Source organism: Pseudomonas sp. S3_A03, assembly GCF_054668275.1.
Genome location: NZ_CP162753.1, coordinates 4336103 through 4350903 on the forward strand (window position 1 = coordinate 4336103; position 14801 = coordinate 4350903).

General features: G+C 58.7%; 16 protein-coding genes. 7 read left to right on the forward strand and 9 right to left on the reverse strand.

Going from position 1 to position 14801, the window contains the following annotated elements:
- The first annotated feature begins 102 nt into the window (after positions 1-102).
- The gene (locus AB4O25_RS19920; RefSeq protein ID WP_017526052.1) at positions 103-1416 is read left to right on the forward strand and encodes an ATP-binding protein; all 1314 of its coding nucleotides are present in this window, start codon (positions 103-105) and stop codon (positions 1414-1416) included.
- A 126-nt stretch (positions 1417-1542) separates the two neighbouring features.
- On the opposite strand, the gene rimK is transcribed toward AB4O25_RS19920, so the two are convergent.
- From rimK to rimA, 3 genes are read right to left on the reverse strand one after another with little or no spacing between them, the layout of a single operon-like run.
- Positions 1543-2448, reverse strand: coding sequence for a 30S ribosomal protein S6--L-glutamate ligase (rimK, locus tag AB4O25_RS19925; protein WP_017526051.1), 906 nt, complete (start codon positions 2446-2448; stop codon positions 1543-1545).
- Positions 2445-2927, reverse strand: coding sequence for a retropepsin-like aspartic endopeptidase RimB (gene rimB / locus AB4O25_RS19930; RefSeq protein ID WP_017526050.1), 483 nt, complete (start codon positions 2925-2927; stop codon positions 2445-2447). Before rimB ends, rimK begins: the two co-directional genes overlap by 4 nt.
- A gap of 13 nt (positions 2928-2940) precedes the next feature.
- Complete coding sequence (gene rimA / locus AB4O25_RS19935) at positions 2941-3720, reverse strand: S6 modification regulatory phosphodiesterase RimA (protein WP_017526049.1); 780 nt, start codon at positions 3718-3720, stop codon at positions 2941-2943.
- A gap of 116 nt (positions 3721-3836) precedes the next feature.
- Between rimA and AB4O25_RS19940 the strand changes: the two genes are divergently transcribed.
- A complete protein-coding gene (locus tag AB4O25_RS19940; protein WP_017526048.1) occupies positions 3837-4244 on the forward strand; it encodes an RNA-binding S4 domain-containing protein in 408 nt (135 codons plus the stop codon).
- A gap of 62 nt (positions 4245-4306) precedes the next feature.
- Here the strand turns inward: AB4O25_RS19940 and AB4O25_RS19945 are convergent, their stop codons facing one another.
- The gene (locus AB4O25_RS19945) at positions 4307-5110 is read right to left on the reverse strand and encodes a phosphatase PAP2 family protein (protein ID WP_065876631.1); all 804 of its coding nucleotides are present in this window, start codon (positions 5108-5110) and stop codon (positions 4307-4309) included.
- A 125-nt stretch (positions 5111-5235) separates the two neighbouring features.
- Here AB4O25_RS19945 and hslO point away from each other — a divergent pair, with 125 nt between their 5' ends.
- Both hslO and AB4O25_RS19955 read left to right on the forward strand, forming a co-directional pair.
- Positions 5236-6138 carry an Hsp33 family molecular chaperone HslO gene (gene hslO, locus AB4O25_RS19950; protein ID WP_017526046.1) on the forward strand — a complete coding sequence of 301 codons (903 nt, stop codon included), beginning with the start codon at positions 5236-5238 and terminating at the stop codon, positions 6136-6138.
- 179 nt (positions 6139-6317) lie between these two features.
- Positions 6318-7859: a phosphoenolpyruvate carboxykinase gene (locus tag AB4O25_RS19955; protein ID WP_017526045.1), complete on the forward strand. Its 1542-nt coding sequence runs from the start codon at positions 6318-6320 to the stop codon at positions 7857-7859.
- 190 nt (positions 7860-8049) lie between these two features.
- Here AB4O25_RS19955 and AB4O25_RS19960 read toward each other — a convergent pair whose 3' ends face one another.
- From AB4O25_RS19960 to AB4O25_RS19975, 4 genes are all read right to left on the reverse strand, one after another.
- Positions 8050-8406, reverse strand: coding sequence for a DUF1493 family protein (locus AB4O25_RS19960; protein WP_460149909.1), 357 nt, complete (start codon positions 8404-8406; stop codon positions 8050-8052).
- A gap of 286 nt (positions 8407-8692) precedes the next feature.
- Positions 8693-9175, reverse strand: coding sequence for a hypothetical protein (locus tag AB4O25_RS19965; RefSeq protein ID WP_267864480.1), 483 nt, complete (start codon positions 9173-9175; stop codon positions 8693-8695).
- A 292-nt stretch (positions 9176-9467) separates the two neighbouring features.
- Entirely contained in the window at positions 9468-10064 is a 597-nt protein-coding gene (locus AB4O25_RS19970) for a putative adenosine monophosphate-protein transferase Fic (protein WP_017526041.1), read from the reverse strand.
- Complete coding sequence (locus tag AB4O25_RS19975) at positions 10064-10234, reverse strand: YhfG family protein (protein ID WP_017526040.1); 171 nt, start codon at positions 10232-10234, stop codon at positions 10064-10066. Before AB4O25_RS19975 ends, AB4O25_RS19970 begins: the two co-directional genes overlap by 1 nt.
- Positions 10235-10407: 173 nt before the next feature.
- On the opposite strand from AB4O25_RS19975, the gene AB4O25_RS19980 reads away from it, so the two are divergent.
- The 3 genes from AB4O25_RS19980 (at position 10408) to AB4O25_RS19990 (ending at position 14161) form a co-directional block, all read left to right on the forward strand.
- Positions 10408-11583 (forward strand): tetratricopeptide repeat protein, encoded by a 1176-nt coding sequence (locus AB4O25_RS19980; RefSeq protein WP_017526039.1) that lies wholly within the window; start codon positions 10408-10410, stop codon positions 11581-11583.
- Between the two features lie 185 nt (positions 11584-11768).
- On the forward strand, positions 11769-13706 hold the full coding sequence (locus tag AB4O25_RS19985) for a RecQ family ATP-dependent DNA helicase (protein WP_460149910.1): 1938 nt from the start codon (positions 11769-11771) through the stop codon (positions 13704-13706).
- A 23-nt stretch (positions 13707-13729) separates the two neighbouring features.
- Positions 13730-14161: an acyl-CoA thioesterase gene (locus AB4O25_RS19990; RefSeq protein WP_460149911.1), complete on the forward strand. Its 432-nt coding sequence runs from the start codon at positions 13730-13732 to the stop codon at positions 14159-14161.
- Positions 14162-14312: 151 nt separating this feature from the next.
- Here the strand turns inward: AB4O25_RS19990 and AB4O25_RS19995 are convergent, their stop codons facing one another.
- Positions 14313-14789 carry a glycine zipper domain-containing protein gene (locus AB4O25_RS19995; RefSeq protein ID WP_017526036.1) on the reverse strand — a complete coding sequence of 159 codons (477 nt, stop codon included), beginning with the start codon at positions 14787-14789 and terminating at the stop codon, positions 14313-14315.
- Positions 14790-14801 lie beyond the last annotated feature (12 nt).

The following is a 14801-nucleotide window of genomic DNA, read 5'->3' on the forward strand; positions in this document are numbered from 1 at the left end:
GGCGAGCATCCTGGCGTTTGATCCCATGAAGGTCAACGGCGTGCTCGGCGTCTGCAATTCTGCGAGCGCCGCTCGTTCCTGCAAGGTGTCCAGCTGTCATCTATGAAAACCCCGCTGTGGTTCCCACAAAGTTTCTTCTCGCGCACCCTTTGGCTGGTGCTTATTGTCGTTCTGTTTTCCAAGGCACTTACGCTGGTTTATCTGTTGATGAACGAGGACGTGCTGGTGGATCGGCAGTACAGCCATGGTGTCGCCTTGACGCTGCGTGCCTACTGGGCCGCCGACCCCGAGAACCGCGAGAAGATCGCCAAGGCCGCCACCCTGGTGCGCGTGGCCGGCGCGGGCGTGCCGGAGGGTGAGCAGCACTGGCCCTACAGCGAGATCTACCAACGCCAGATGCAGGCCGAACTGGGTGAAGACACCGAGGTGCGGCTACGCATGCATGTGTCTCCCGCCTTATGGGTGCGCGCGCCGAGCCTGGGGGAAGACTGGCTGAAAGTGCCGCTGTACCCGCACCCGCTGCGGGGGCAGAAGATCTGGAACGTGCTGGGCTGGTTCCTGGCTATTGGATTGCTTTCAACCGCATCCGCGTGGATTTTCGTGCGGCAGCTCAACCAGCCGCTCAAGCGCCTGGTATTTGCCGCCCGCCAACTGGGTCAAGGGCGCAGCGTGCGTTTGCCGGTCAGCGATACGCCCAGCGAGATGACCGAGGTGTACGGGGCGTTCAACCAGATGGCCGAAGACGTCGAACAGGCCGGACGCGAACGTGAACTGATGTTGGCGGGAGTATCCCACGACCTGCGCACGCCGCTGACGCGCCTGCGGTTGTCCCTCGAGTTGATGGGTAACCACACCGACCTTACCGATGACATGGTCCGCGACATCGAAGACATGGACGCGATCCTCGACCAGTTCCTGGCGTTTATCCGTGATGGCCGTGACGAGGTGGTGGAAGAGGTCGACCTGACGGATCTGGTGCGTGAGGTCGTTGCGCCCTACAACCAGAACGGCGAACAGGTGAGCATGCGTCTGGAACCTATCCAGCCGTTTGCATTGCGGCGTGTGTCGATGAAACGCCTGCTGAACAACCTGATCGGCAATGCTCTGCACCATGCCGGTTCCGACGTGGAAGTGGCTGCGTACGTGTCGGGTGACAGCGCTGCGCCCTATGTGGTGTTGAGTGTGATGGACCGTGGCACGGGGATCGACCCGGCGGAGCTGGAAGGCATCTTCAACCCCTTCACCCGTGGCGACCGTGCCCGGGGTGGCAAGGGCACGGGGTTGGGGCTGGCGATTGTGCGGCGGATTGCTTCGATGCATGGCGGCAACGTGGAATTGCGTAATCGCGAAGGTGGCGGCCTTGAAGCACGGGTGCGTTTGCCGCTTGGGCTGATGCTGCCAAGAGACGCGGTCTAGCCAAAATATGGGAGGGGGCTTGCCCCCGATAGCGGTGGATCAGCCAGCTTATTTGTAGCTGACCCACTGCAATCGGGGGCAAGCCCCTTATCACGTGTGGTGCTCTGTTGTGTCAGCGGGCGGGGGTTAACCCTTGCCCTTGGTCCGGGTCATATTCGGGCCACCGTTTTTCTCCAGGTGCTGAATGATGATTCCCGCCACATCCTTGCCGGTGGTGGTCTCGATCCCTTCCAGGCCCGGCGACGAGTTGACCTCCATCACCAATGGCCCATGGTTGGAGCGCAAGATATCCACACCCGCTACCGCCAACCCCATTACCTTGGCTGCCCGCAGTGCGGTCATGCGTTCTTCCGGGGTGATCTTGATCAGGCTGGCACTGCCGCCACGGTGAAGGTTGGAGCGGAACTCGCCCGGCTTGGCCTGGCGCTTCATCGCCGCAATTACCTTGTCGCCTACCACAAAGCAGCGGATATCCGCCCCACCGGCTTCCTTGATGTATTCCTGCACCATGATGTTCTGCTTGAGGCCCATGAACGCCTCGATCACCGACTCGGCCGCTGTCGCGGTTTCACACAGCACGACGCCGATGCCCTGAGTGCCTTCCAGCACCTTTATCACCAGCGGTGCGCCGTTGACCATTTCGATCAAGTCCGGGATGTCGTCGGGGGAGTGGGCGAAGCCGGTGACCGGCAGGCCAATGCCACGGCGCGACAACAGTTGCAGCGAGCGCAACTTGTCTCGCGAGCGCGCAATAGCCACCGATTCGTTCAGGGGATACACCCCCATCATTTCAAACTGGCGCAACACGGCGCAGCCATAGAACGTCACCGACGCGCCGATGCGCGGGATCACTGCATCGAAGCCTTCCAGCGGCTTGCCCCGGTAGTGGATCTGCGGCTTGTGGCTGGCAATGTTCATATAGGCACGCAACGTGTCGATCACCACCATTTCGTGGCCACGTTCGGTGCCGGCCTCGACCAGGCGGCGGGTGGAATACAGACGCGGGTTTCGCGACAGCACAGCAATCTTCATGCAGCACCTGGGGCAGAAATAGTAGAGACCGGGAACACCGGCTTGTCTTGAACGTACTTGACGCCGGGATTGACCACCAAGTGGCCGTCAATCAGCGCCTTGGAACCCAGCAACAGGCGGTAACGCATAGCCTTGCGGCAGGCCAGGGTGAATTCCACCCGCCATACCCGATCGCCCAGCGCCAGGGTGGTGCTGATCACATAGCGCACCTGCGCATGACCGTTGGAGCTCTTGATGGTTTTCATCGTCACCAGCGGCGCTTCACAGCGACGGTGACGCAGTTGCACCACACTGCCCAGGTGCGCCGTAAAGCGTACCCATTTTTCTCCGTCGCGCTCGAAGGGCTCGATATCGGTGGCGTGCAGGCTCGAGGTGCTGGCACCGGTGTCGATCTTCGCGCGCAGGCCAGCCACTCCCAAATCGGGAAGTGCCACCCATTCACGCAGACCTACAACGGTCAAATGGTCAAATGTCTTCAATATGGATAACCGATCAGTTCGCCCAGGCCTGAGGTGAGACCTCGGCCAGTGCATTGAATGCAGGCTTGGCGAACCAGTAACCCTGCATCAGAAATATTCCACAGTCGGACAGAAAGTCTCGCTCGCCAGCACTTTCAATGCCTTCGGCGATGACAGTAACCCCCAACTGCTCACAGATTGTGACAATCCCCCGGACGATCACCTGACGGACACGGTCCTTGTCGACATCGCGGATCAGCGCCATATCGAGTTTGATCAAGTCAGGTTGGAAATCGGCCAGCAGATTCAGCCCCGAATAGCCCGCGCCGAAATCGTCGATGGCGGTCTTGAAACCGAATTCGCGGTATTCACGCAGAATATTCGTCAAATGGCGATAGTTATCTACGTGCTCGCTTTCCAGTGTTTCGAAAATCAGCCGGTCCACTGGAAAGTTGTGCGCACGTGCCGCCTCCAGCGTGCTACGGATACACAGCTCCGGGCGATATACGGCATTGGGCATGAAATTGATGGACAGGTGGGTCTGCATCCCCAAGGCGGCCGCACCAGCAATGGCTTGCGTGCGACAGCGTTGGTCGAAGCGGTAGCGATTGCTCTGATTGACGCGCGCCAGCACCGTCAAGGCGCCTTCACCCTGGGTGCCGCGCACCAAGGCCTCATTGGCAAAGATCGACTGGTCGCGAAGGTCTACGATGGGTTGGTAGGCGAAAGCAAAGTCGAACCCCAGGGGCTCGCTTTGCCGGCAACCCACGCACGGCTGGTTTGGCGAGGTGAGTGAAAGCGGAAAGTCGGTCACGGCGTATCCTCGCGAAAACAGAATGCTATCTGGCGTATCTTAGGTGAGCCTTGGGGTTTATGCGTCGAAGGGTTTCAACGGTAAAGTTGCGACATTTTTCAGAGCGAGGAATTCAAGTGGCTCAGAAGCAGGAAGAGGAAGAAAAGGTTCGGCTGGATAAGTGGCTGTGGGCGGCGCGCTTCTATAAGACCCGTGCCCTGGCAAAAGCCGCCATCGAGAGCGGCAAAGTGCATCACCGTGGCGAGCGCTGCAAGCCGGGCAAGGAGCCGCGCATTGGCGATGAGTTCCAGATTCGCACCGGTTTTGATGAAAAAACGATCGTCGTGCAGGCGCTTTCCATTGTGCGCCGTGGCGCCCCTGAAGCGCAGGCGTTGTACGCCGAGACCGAAGCCAGCATCGCCAAGCGCGAAAATGCGGCGGCGATGCGCAAGGCGGGAGCTTCAGGCCTGACCACCGATGGCAAGCCGAGCAAGAAGCAACGCCGCGATCTGTTCAAGTTTCGCGGCAGCGGCAATGAAGATTGATTGTGCCTGTCCCAGTCAAATGTGGGAGAGAGCAAGACCCTTCCCACATTTAGCCTGCAGCATTAAGCACCGGGGCGTATGACGCTTAATTGCCCGATCACCGGCAACTTGCCGAGTGACTCAAAAATCGGCGTCGTCACCTTTAGCAACCCCTCCGACACCTTCGCTGCAAACGGTGTGTAATAACCCCAACCCAGCGCCAACAGGGCCAGCAACACGCCGCCGATGTAATCGTCCTGGCCCCAATGCGCGCCTGCCACCAGGCGCGGCATCATGAACAACACCGCCAACCCCCAAATCACCAGTAACTGCCCGATACGCTGGGCAAACACGGTCATGAACATCCCCCAGATCAACAGCACCGACGCATGATCCCCCGGAAAGCTCTGGCTCGAACGGTCCTTCAGCTCCCAGGTCTTCTCCAGGCCGGGGAAAAAGTCGCTCATCTGAATGGCCCCGCCGACCACCATCGAAGGGCTGCTGTGTTGCCAGCCCATTTGCGCCGCCAGCTTGGAAAACAGCATGCGGATAAACAGCAACAGCAACAAAATGCCGACAAAACCTAACAGCGCCTGGCGCACCTGCGCGGCCTTGAATACCCAGTCGCCGCGAATCAGCAGGGTCAGCAGAATCACCCCGACCACCGCATCAAACGGTCTCAAACTGGCTACAGCCCACACATGCAGCCATGTTGTATGGGTCGCCAGCGGGTCGTTGAGCAGATGAAACAGCCACTCGTCGAAAATCAAACACAGCATTTGCCCCGTGGGCCACAGCCAAAAACACAGCAGCCCGATAGCGAGTAGATTGCAAAGAGCCCATCGCCGGAGGTTCCACTTGGCTTGGAACAAACCCGGATTGTTCATAAACTGTCCCTCTTCGCTCTATTAAGTTCTCTGTTTCCAGGAGAAAACCGCACCAAAACGGTGCTAAAGCGTTTAATTTTATAAACGTTGTAATCAATTTGTCATCAATTCAGATACCCAGACCTATGACTGATCTACCGGATACCGACTTCACTCAACGCTTCATTTTCGACGAGAACGACGCCCGCGGCGAACTGGTCTCCCTGGAGCGCAGCTACGCAGAAGTCCTTGCCAAGCACCCCTATCCGGAGCCGGTCGCGCAACTGCTCGGTGAGTTGATGGCGGCCGCTGCGCTGCTGGTTGGCACCATGAAATTCGACGGTCTGCTGATCCTGCAGGCGCGGTCTGAAGGGCCGGTGCCCATGCTGATGATCGAGTGCTCCAGCGAGCGTGAAATCCGTGGCCTGGCCCGTTACCACGCCGACCAGATCGCGCCTGACGCTACCCTGTCCGATCTGATGGCCAATGGCGTATTGGCCATTACGGTTGACCCTACGGAAGGCCAGCGTTACCAGGGCATCGTCGACCTCGACGGCGAGACCCTGTCGGACTGCTTCACCAATTATTTCGTCATGTCCCAGCAAGTCGGCACCAAGTTCTGGCTCAATGCCGACGGCAAGCGCGCCCGCGGCCTGCTGTTGCAGCAATTACCGGCTGACCGCATCAAGGACGACGATGACCGTGCTGAAAGCTGGCGGCATATCATTGCCCTGGCTGACACCCTGAAGGCCGAAGAACTGCTGGGCCTGGACAACGAAACCATCCTGCATCGCCTGTACCACGAAGAGGCCGTGCGCCTGTTCGACGCACAGGGCCTGCGCTTCAATTGCAGCTGTTCGCGCGAGCGTTCTGCCAATGCCTTGGTCAGCCTGGGCCTGGAAGATGCGCAGCAATTGGTTGTGGAACACGGTGGCCATATCGAGATCGACTGCCAGTTTTGCAACGAGCGCTACCTGTTCGATGCGGCGGATGTCGCTCAATTGTTCGCTGGCGCGGGCATCGACACGCCTTCCGACACCCGCCACTAAAACGTTTAAGCACAGGTAAATCACCTGACAAATGCCGGATTAGAGGTGTTCTGACGGGAGGGCCCTACTCTTTTTGGGCTTTTCTGGCATAATCCGGCCCACTTTTTTCGCGGTAGTAGTGCGCAACTTTCTACTACAAAACGTTTGGAGCACTCGGCCATAGGCCGACGGGGAACCTCATGACGCAAGCCAATAACGCCGTATACACCGATCTGAGTGTTGACGATCTGGTCAAAGAAGCCCTGCAGCGCGGTGAAGGCGTGCTTGCCGATACTGGTGCGCTGGTAGTGGAAACCGGTCACCGCACCGGTCGTTCACCGGTTGACCGTTTCATCGTTGAAGAGCCTTCCACCCAGGACGCCATCGCCTGGGGCCCGATCAACCGCAAGTTCCCAGCCGACAAGTTCGATGCCCTGTGGAACCGCGTAGAAGCCTTCAACAACGCGCAAGAGCACTTCGTTTCCCACGTTCACGTAGGGGCTGCCGAAGACCACTACCTGGCCGTTAAAATGACCACCCAGACTGCCTGGCAGAACCTGTTCGGTCGTTGCCTGTTCATCAACCCGGCCCAATACAACCCGGCCGGTCGCGACGAATGGCAAGTGCTCAACGTGGCCAATTTCGAGTGCGTGCCTGAGCGTGACGGCACCAACTCCGACGGTTGCGTGATCCTCAATTTCGCCCAGAAAAAAGTGCTGATCGCCGGCATGCGTTACGCCGGTGAAATGAAAAAAGCCATGTTCTCGGTGCAGAACTTCCTGCTGCCGGCCGCCGACGTGCTGCCGATGCACTGCGCCGCCAACATTGGCGAAGCGGGCGACGTGACCCTGTTCTTCGGTCTGTCGGGTACCGGCAAGACCACTCTGTCGGCCGACGAAAGCCGTTACCTGATCGGTGACGACGAACACGGTTGGGGCGAGGGCGTGGTGTTCAACATCGAAGGCGGTTGCTATGCCAAGTGCATCGACCTGTCCGAGAAGAACGAGCCGGTCATCTGGAAAGCCATCAAGCACGGCGCAGTCTTGGAAAACGTCGTGATCGACGACGCCAAGCACGCCGACTATGCCGACGTGAGCCTGACCCAGAACAGCCGTGCCGCCTACCCGCTGGAGCACGTTGCCAAGCGTTCCGAGAAGAACCTGGGCGGCGAGCCAAACGCAGTGATCTTCCTGACCTGCGACCTGACCGGCGTACTGCCGCCCGTGTCGATCCTCAGCGAAGAACAAGCGGCCTACCACTTCCTGTCCGGCTATACCGCATTGGTGGGCTCGACCGAAATGGGCTCGGGCAGCGGCATCAAGTCGACCTTCTCCACCTGCTTCGGCGCGCCATTCTTCCCACGCCCGGCCGGCGAATACGCTGAGCTGTTGATCAAGCGCATCCGCGGCTTCGGCTCCAAGGTGTACCTGGTCAACACCGGCTGGACCGGCGGCGGCTACGGTGTCGGCAAACGCTTCAACATCCCGACCACGCGCGGCGTGATCGCAGCGATCCAGAGCGGCGCGTTGATCGGTGCCGAGACCGAACACCTCGACACTATCAACCTCGACGTGCCTTTGGCCGTACCGGGCGTTGAAACCGGCCTGTTGAACCCACGTAACACCTGGGCTGACAAGGCGGCTTACGATGAAGCGGCGAAGGCGTTGGCCGGTCTGTTCATCGAGAACTTCAAGAAGTTTGAAGTGAGCGACGCGATCAAGGCTGCGGGTCCTAAGTTGTAAGACTGCGCCGTTGTGAAATAGCCGCCTCTTGTGGGCGGCTTTTTTATGCGTGAGGGGTTGATAAGCGATGCGCAGAACGATTGCCCCAACCAGCATCCACACGCCCCCCAGCACGTGTACGGCCGACAATCGCTCGTTGAAAAACACGAATCGAATTTTGAGTGGCGGTGTGCCTGGACCCGGTGTTCGCTCAACTCAGGTTTTCCAGCGTCTGTGTGTCCCAGCTATGGGTCTTGATCGCCAGGTACAGCATGCCGATGGTCAGCGGCACTTTTTCGCCACGGCCCTTGGCGCGGCGCTTCATGAACACGTCGAACATCGGTGGGTTGAAGTAACGATAGGCGTCGTAGTCGCCCAGGTCGACGCCAAAATCCTGTTCCAGTGCTTCCATAAGTTGCTTGGCCTCACTGCCGTCGCAACCCAGGTCGAAGTTGATCGCGGTTTGCAGGCGGATGGTCTTGTGTTTCGGCAGGCCGATTTCTTCGTGCAGCAGTTGCAACAACTGTTGCATCGCCGGGTCTTCGGGGAAGTTGGGGGCCAGGTTCATGGTTGGGGCACGCAGGAGTGGGTGAAGGGGATGGTTGTGTGATCTTTTGTGTTTGTTTTGGGTGAACAAGAGATCGACACCTGTGATGAAGGCAATGATCGGGAAACTGAAGAATGGTAACTGTGTTATCCAGGACGTGGCGCTGAATAAAAGTGTGGGTCCTGTAAGCATAAGGGCTAACCCAGTCCATTTTCTGATTACGGGGTGCTTCAGTTTCCTATCCAATACAGTGGCAAGTACTACAACGATGATAAGAGTTATCCAGGGAGAGTATTCGGTCACCGTATTATCCTCCCTGGAACTTTCGGACCATGGCTGACAACGATCGTTGAGGACCGATGCCGCCGTTTACTTGTGCGTCTATGCCGATGATGACGTCTGCGACGTGATAGCTGCGAATGACATCTTTCACTTTCAGGCCAACTGCTCCACCTGCGGCGGCTCCCAAAAAGGGTGATGCCAGGCTGATGGGCGCTGAAACAGCACTGGCGATCAACCCTGCCACGATGGTTCCACGTTCATTAAGCAAATCGGCCTGGCGCCGGGTCAGCGGCTTGGAGATTGCGACGGTCATCTTGCAAGGCAAATCACGGGCAAGCATCTTTTCGTAGAGGCACATTAGGCCGTAGCGAACCTCGTTTGCTGAAGGACCGGCCTCCAATAAACAAAGGTTTGCCAGTGCCTGTCGGTTGGCAGGTAAAACGGTAAGGCGGATCACAGTGAACGTGACGCCGTAATGGCCGATGTGCTGAGTCCTTTCGATGTTCACTTTTTTTGCCGAAAAAATTGAGAGAGCGCTAGTTTCGGTCAGAAGGCGGAGCGTTCTGTAGGGGGGCAAGCAGGTGTTTTTTCAGTTTAGGAATGGGATTGCACGGTGTTTGGCTGTTTCCTACAGTGGTTTCTGGCATTTTCGGCTTGGCAGCGATTTGACAGCTGAAACGGCTCAAACGATGGGCGTCCGGCTTGCCCGCTCACTACAGGGAGGATTTTCCAACGTTTAAAAATTGTGTAGATACCTATGCCGCGATGGTGGTGTAGCGCCCCGAAAATCAACTTTTTTCTTAGTTGGCCGGCCTGCTGATACACCGCTCGAAAATGGCCTCCAGCCCGCGATAGTCGCAGGCAACCGCATCAATGTTCGCGGGGATCCACGCTGCATGTTTGACCAGCCACCAGTTCACTGAAAACCCCGCGTTCACGATGATCTGTTCGAACAGGATCCGCTGCGCCCGGCCGTTGCCTTCGCGAAAGGGGTGGATAACATTAAGGTCGCCGTACGCCTCGGCAATTTTCCTCACCAGTTCGGCCTGGTTTGCGCCGACAAACCAGTTCGCTTCTTCCATATGACGAATGATCTTCGCCGCTTCCGGTGGGATGCGTTCCGGGGTGCAGAACAGTGTGTCGCCTTTCTGGATGTTGACGCTGCGCAGTTCACCGGCCCAGTCATAGATGTCGCTGAACAGCGTGCGGTGGATGTTTTGCAGGCGGGCGAGGTCGTAGGGCGGCGGGAAGAGCGGGAGGCTGCCCACGGCGATTTCGGATAATTCCCGCTCGGCCTGGTGCAGGCGGTGTTCGTCGAGCAAATCCAGGCGGTTACGCAGGACGCTGCTCCCGGGGTAGCAGTACGGGTCCTGGCCCACCCCGTATTTGTCGAGCATCAGCGTGGAGTGTTGCGGTACTTGGCAAGCACGGCTTCGCGGGTCGGCAGCGGTTTGTCGACGTCCGTCGGTTGGGTCTCGAACCCTTCCAGGCGCAGGCTGGCCAGATAATTGGAGCGGCGGATCTTATGGTAGTGATCCTGTTTTTGCTCAAACGTCAGTTCGCTCATTGCAGCGTCCTCCTGGTTAGCAAGGCCTGATTGTAGCGCAATGCGTCAGCGGGCAGGCGGGATAAAACCGCGTCACATTTTGTATAAAAACTCCGCCAGCAGGCTGAATTCAGCGTATGTTTCACCGCAAAATCTTGTAGGGCGATTCCGCCCGTTATTAAAGGGAGTTAAGCATGAGTTTGCTTCGTGTCGCTTCGGCGATGTCATTGTGCGCGGTAGCTTTTTCCGTTCAGGCCGAGCAGTTGCCGATTGAAGTGCTCAGCGCGGTGGTCAAGGATCAGAAAATCGCCGATGCCGAAGTGTTGCTGCAACGCAACGGCGCGCAGAACGTGGTGGGCCGCACCAACGCTCAAGGCCAAGTGACCTTGACCAGCGAAGCCGCCGACGATGCCAGCAACCTGCTGATCATCAAGAAGCCCGGCTATTCCAACCTGGTGGTGAAGTGCCCGTGCAAAGGCATGACTTACGCCATCAGCCCGGTGATGGAAAACCTCGACGGCCTGCGCGTGGTGCTGACTTGGGGCCAGACTCCGGACGATCTCGACTCCCATATGATCTTCCCCGGCAACAACATTTACTTCGAGAACAAGACCGGCACCGACGCTGAGCTGGACGTAGATGACACCGACAGCTACGGCCCGGAAACCATCACCCTGCAGAAAAAACACTACGGCGAAAGCTACGTTTACGCCGTGCATGACTACAGCAACGGCGGCAATCCAGGCTCGCGCCAGTTGTCCAACAGCGAAGCCAAGGTGTTCGTGTACATGGGCCAATCTCTGGTGCGCACCTACTACGTACCGAAAAACCGCAGCGGTAACCTGTGGACAGTGTTTCGCATGACCGGCAGCGGCGACTTCCAGGACATCAACACGTTCAGCGGTGTGAAGGTCGATGCCAAGGACGTACTGAACGAAGTAAAACCATTGCTGGATGACAGCGTTGCGGTCACCGCAGTAGCTGTCAGCTCGTCCGCACAAGCTGATGCGAAGCGTCTGAATGTGCAGGGTGAAGCGGCCTACCAAGCGGGTAACCTGGACCAGGCGATTGACCTGTTCCGTCAGGCTATCGATCTGGACAATGGTTTTGGCAAGGCCTACGGCAACCTCGGCCTGGCCTATCAGAAGGCCGGTAACACTGCTGAGTCGATCTGGGCCAACCGCAAGGCCATCGCCCTGGCGACGGGTGCCAATGCGACCACCGTACGTGCCGGCGCTTACTACAACATCGCGCGCATCTACGAAGCGGCGGGGCAGTTTGCGGATGCGTTGCGTCATTACCAATTGGCCAAAGAGCAGAAGGCCAATCCGGTGTATGACACGGCGATTGAGCGGGTGCGGAACCGCTGATTCAGCCATGGCGCAGTTCTGAAAGTGTGGAAGGGGGTAAGCCCCCTCCCACATTTGGTTTGCGGTGTTCCTAGCTGCATCCTGTGTATCATCCTGTCTTTTTTTCCATGCGACCTTTCTCGATCCGCTGAGCTGACTGGGCTACGTTTTCAAGCCACGTTCACCGGTCAATGGAGTGACAGCCTATGCACGACACCCTCCAGCAGGTCTTTGGTTATCCACAGTTTCGTTTGGGCCAGCAAGAAACGGTCAGCGCCGTTCTGGCCGGTCGTTCGGCGGCCGCGATATTTCCTACCGGCTCAGGCAAGTCCCTTTGTTACCAGCTATCGGCGGTCCTGCTGCCGCACCTGACGTTGGTGGTGTCGCCGCTGTTGGCACTGATGCAGGACCAGTTGGGTTTTTTGCAGCGCCACGGTATCTCGGCGGGCAGTATCGATTCGGCCCAGAGCCGCGAGCAGGCCAACGACGTCATGGCGCGTGCACGTTCGGGCGAGTTGAAAATCCTGATGATTTCAGTGGAGCGCCTGAAAAACGAGCGCTTTCGTAACTTCCTGCAAAGCGTGCGGATTTCATTGTTGGTGGTGGATGAGGCGCACTGTATTTCCGAATGGGGCCACAACTTCCGTCCGGACTACCTGAAACTGCCGGACTACCAACGTCAGTTCAAGATCCCACAAGCGCTGCTGCTGACGGCTACAGCCACGCCCAAGGTGATCGCCGATATGCAGGCCAAGTTCGCCATCGCGCCGCACGATGTGGTAACCACGGGGTTCTATCGGCCGAACCTGAACCTGTTGGTCGAGCCGGTCAGCGGTGCGGACAAACGCCGACGCTTGGTGCAATGGATGAGTGAGCGGGCCAACCAGCCGAGCATTGTCTACGTCACCCTGCAAAAAACCGCCGAGCAGATCGCCGAGCACCTGAACCGCAACGGTATCCAGGCCGAGGCCTATCACGCAGGTTTGCCCCACGATAAACGAGAGAGTATCCAGCAGCGCTTCATGGGCGGGCGCTGCAATTGCATCGTTGCCACCATCGCGTTTGGCATGGGCATCGACAAGAGTGACATCCGCAATGTGGTGCACTTCGACCTGCCCAAATCCATTGAGAACTACAGCCAGGAAATCGGCCGCGCCGGGCGCGATGGGCAGCCTTCGGACTGCCTGGTGCTGGCCAACCGCGACAGCCTCAATGTGCTGGAGAACTTCGTCTATGGCGATACGCCAGAGCAGGAGGGCATCCGGCGCGTGCTCGAAGACTTGCAGGCGGCGCGCGGCGAGGGGCAGTGGGAGTTCCTGCTGCGCTCGCTGTCGGATCACAGCAATATCCGCGAGCTGCCACTCAAGACGCTGCTGGTGCAACTGGAGCTCAAGGGCGTGATCGCGCCGCGCTATGCGTTTTATGCTGAATATCGCTTCAAGTACCTGATCGAACCCGAGGCGTTGCTGGCACGATTTTCCGGTGAGCGGCAGCAGTTTGTCGCAGCGATTATCCAAGTGTGCAAGCGTGCGAAAACCTGGGCGACGGTGGATTTCGATGCGCTGTACCAGCAACACAACGCCGAGCGCAGCCGCGTGGTGAAGGCGCTGGATTACTTCCAGGAGCAGGGCCTGATCGAGCTGGAAAGCAAGCAGATGACCGAGGTCTACAGCCTGCTGAATACCGACTTTGACCCCCAGGTGTTGAGCGCCGAGTTATACACAGGCTTCAAGCAGCACGAGGTGACGGAGGTGGCGCGAATTCACGCCATGCTCGAGCTGTTTGCCACTCAACACTGCCTGGGGCAGCGGCTGGCGCGGTATTTCGGCGATGAAAACGCACCGCAGCGCTGCGGGCATTGCTCGGTATGCCGGGGGCACGTCGCGCATCTACCGGCGCCGCCGAGCCTGCCGCCGCTTGTGGATAAAAATTTCATGGGGCTGTGCGGTGATTTTATCCACAGGCATCATGCACACACCGGCCAACTGCCCGGCGCTGAACGGTTGACGCGTTTTCTGGGTGGTATCAGTGTGCCGCTGTTCACCCGGTTAAAGGCGCGAGGCATTTCGGGTTTTGCTGCGCTGGAGGACTACCCCTACGCCGGGGTGCGCGAGTGGGCCGAGGCCCATTTGAATGACCTGTAACTTCCCTTTGACCAGAGGTGCCCATGCCTGACTCCGTGCCGCAACGTGCCGATTACCCTCACTTCCAGCCGGTCATTACGCGTTGGCACGACAACGACGTGTACGGCCATGTAAACAACGTCACCTATTACAGTTTTTTTGACACGGCGGTGAATACCTACCTGATCGAGCAGGGCGGGCTGGATATTCATGACGGTGAGGTGGTGGGGTTTGTGGTGAGTTCGGCGTGCGATTACTTTGCGTCAATCGCCTTTCCCGAGCGCATTGAAATCGGCCTGCGGGTGGGCAAGTTGGGCGACAGCTCAGTGCAGTATGAATTGGCGGTATTCAAGGCAGGCGAAGAGCAAGCCTGTGCGGCGGGGCGTTTTGTGCACGTGTTTGTGGAGCGCCAGACTAACCAGCCAGTGACGATAGCGGGGACGTTGCGCGAGGCGTTGCAGCGGTTGGCGGTGTAGCCGATCCCCAAACGCGGCAAGCACAATGTGGAAGGGGGCTTGCTCCCGATATAGGTCGGTCAGTCAAGGATGCTATGACTGATCCGCCCCTATCGGGAGCAAGCCCCCTCCCACATTTAGTTCTTCAGTGATTCGTCAGGCCGCGTGTTTATCAGTCGCGATAACGATGCTTGTTCTTGCGATGCCCATAGGCATGGCCACGGCCTGGGTGGCCATCGCGGTAGTAGCGACGGTCGTCGCGCCCACGATAACGGCGGTCGTCGTCATCGCTCTTGTTACCCATATAGTTGCCCAGCGCACCACCCGCGCCACCACCAGCTGCGGAGCCGATCAGTGCACCGGTGCTGCCGCCGACACTGCGGCCCACGACGTTGCCGCCGGCTGCGCCCAATGCGCCGCCAATGGCTGCTTCGCCACGGCTGCGTTTGTCGGCGCCGACCGCGCTACCGCCCGCGCCGCCGATGGCTGCGCCGATCGTCGAACCGGTGTTGCCGCCCAACTGCTGGCCGACCACAGAACCTAGAACCCCGCCCAATGCGCCGCCTACACCGGCTTCGGTGGTGCCACCGGCCATGGCTGCGCCACTGACCAGGCCAAGGGACAACAAGAGAATCGAGGAAAACTTCATTCAGGGAAACCT

Coding starts and splice junctions, on each gene's coding strand:
- AB4O25_RS19920 (WP_017526052.1), top strand. CDS start 103: ATGAAAACCCCGCTGTGGTTCCCACAAAGTTTCTTCTCGCGCACCCTT.
- rimK (WP_017526051.1), bottom strand. CDS start 2,448: ATGAAGATTGCTGTGCTGTCGCGAAACCCGCGTCTGTATTCCACCCGC.
- AB4O25_RS19945 (WP_065876631.1), bottom strand. CDS start 5,110: ATGAACAATCCGGGTTTGTTCCAAGCCAAGTGGAACCTCCGGCGATGG.
- hslO (WP_017526046.1), top strand. CDS start 5,236: ATGACTGATCTACCGGATACCGACTTCACTCAACGCTTCATTTTCGAC.
- AB4O25_RS19955 (WP_017526045.1), top strand. CDS start 6,318: ATGACGCAAGCCAATAACGCCGTATACACCGATCTGAGTGTTGACGAT.
- AB4O25_RS19960 (WP_460149909.1), bottom strand. CDS start 8,406: ATGAACCTGGCCCCCAACTTCCCCGAAGACCCGGCGATGCAACAGTTG.
- AB4O25_RS19970 (WP_017526041.1), bottom strand. CDS start 10,064: ATGCTCGACAAATACGGGGTGGGCCAGGACCCGTACTGCTACCCCGGG.
- AB4O25_RS19975 (WP_017526040.1), bottom strand. CDS start 10,234: ATGAGCGAACTGACGTTTGAGCAAAAACAGGATCACTACCATAAGATC.
- AB4O25_RS19980 (WP_017526039.1), top strand. CDS start 10,408: ATGAGTTTGCTTCGTGTCGCTTCGGCGATGTCATTGTGCGCGGTAGCT.
- AB4O25_RS19985 (WP_460149910.1), top strand. CDS start 11,769: ATGCACGACACCCTCCAGCAGGTCTTTGGTTATCCACAGTTTCGTTTG.
- AB4O25_RS19990 (WP_460149911.1), top strand. CDS start 13,730: ATGCCTGACTCCGTGCCGCAACGTGCCGATTACCCTCACTTCCAGCCG.
- AB4O25_RS19995 (WP_017526036.1), bottom strand. CDS start 14,789: ATGAAGTTTTCCTCGATTCTCTTGTTGTCCCTTGGCCTGGTCAGTGGC.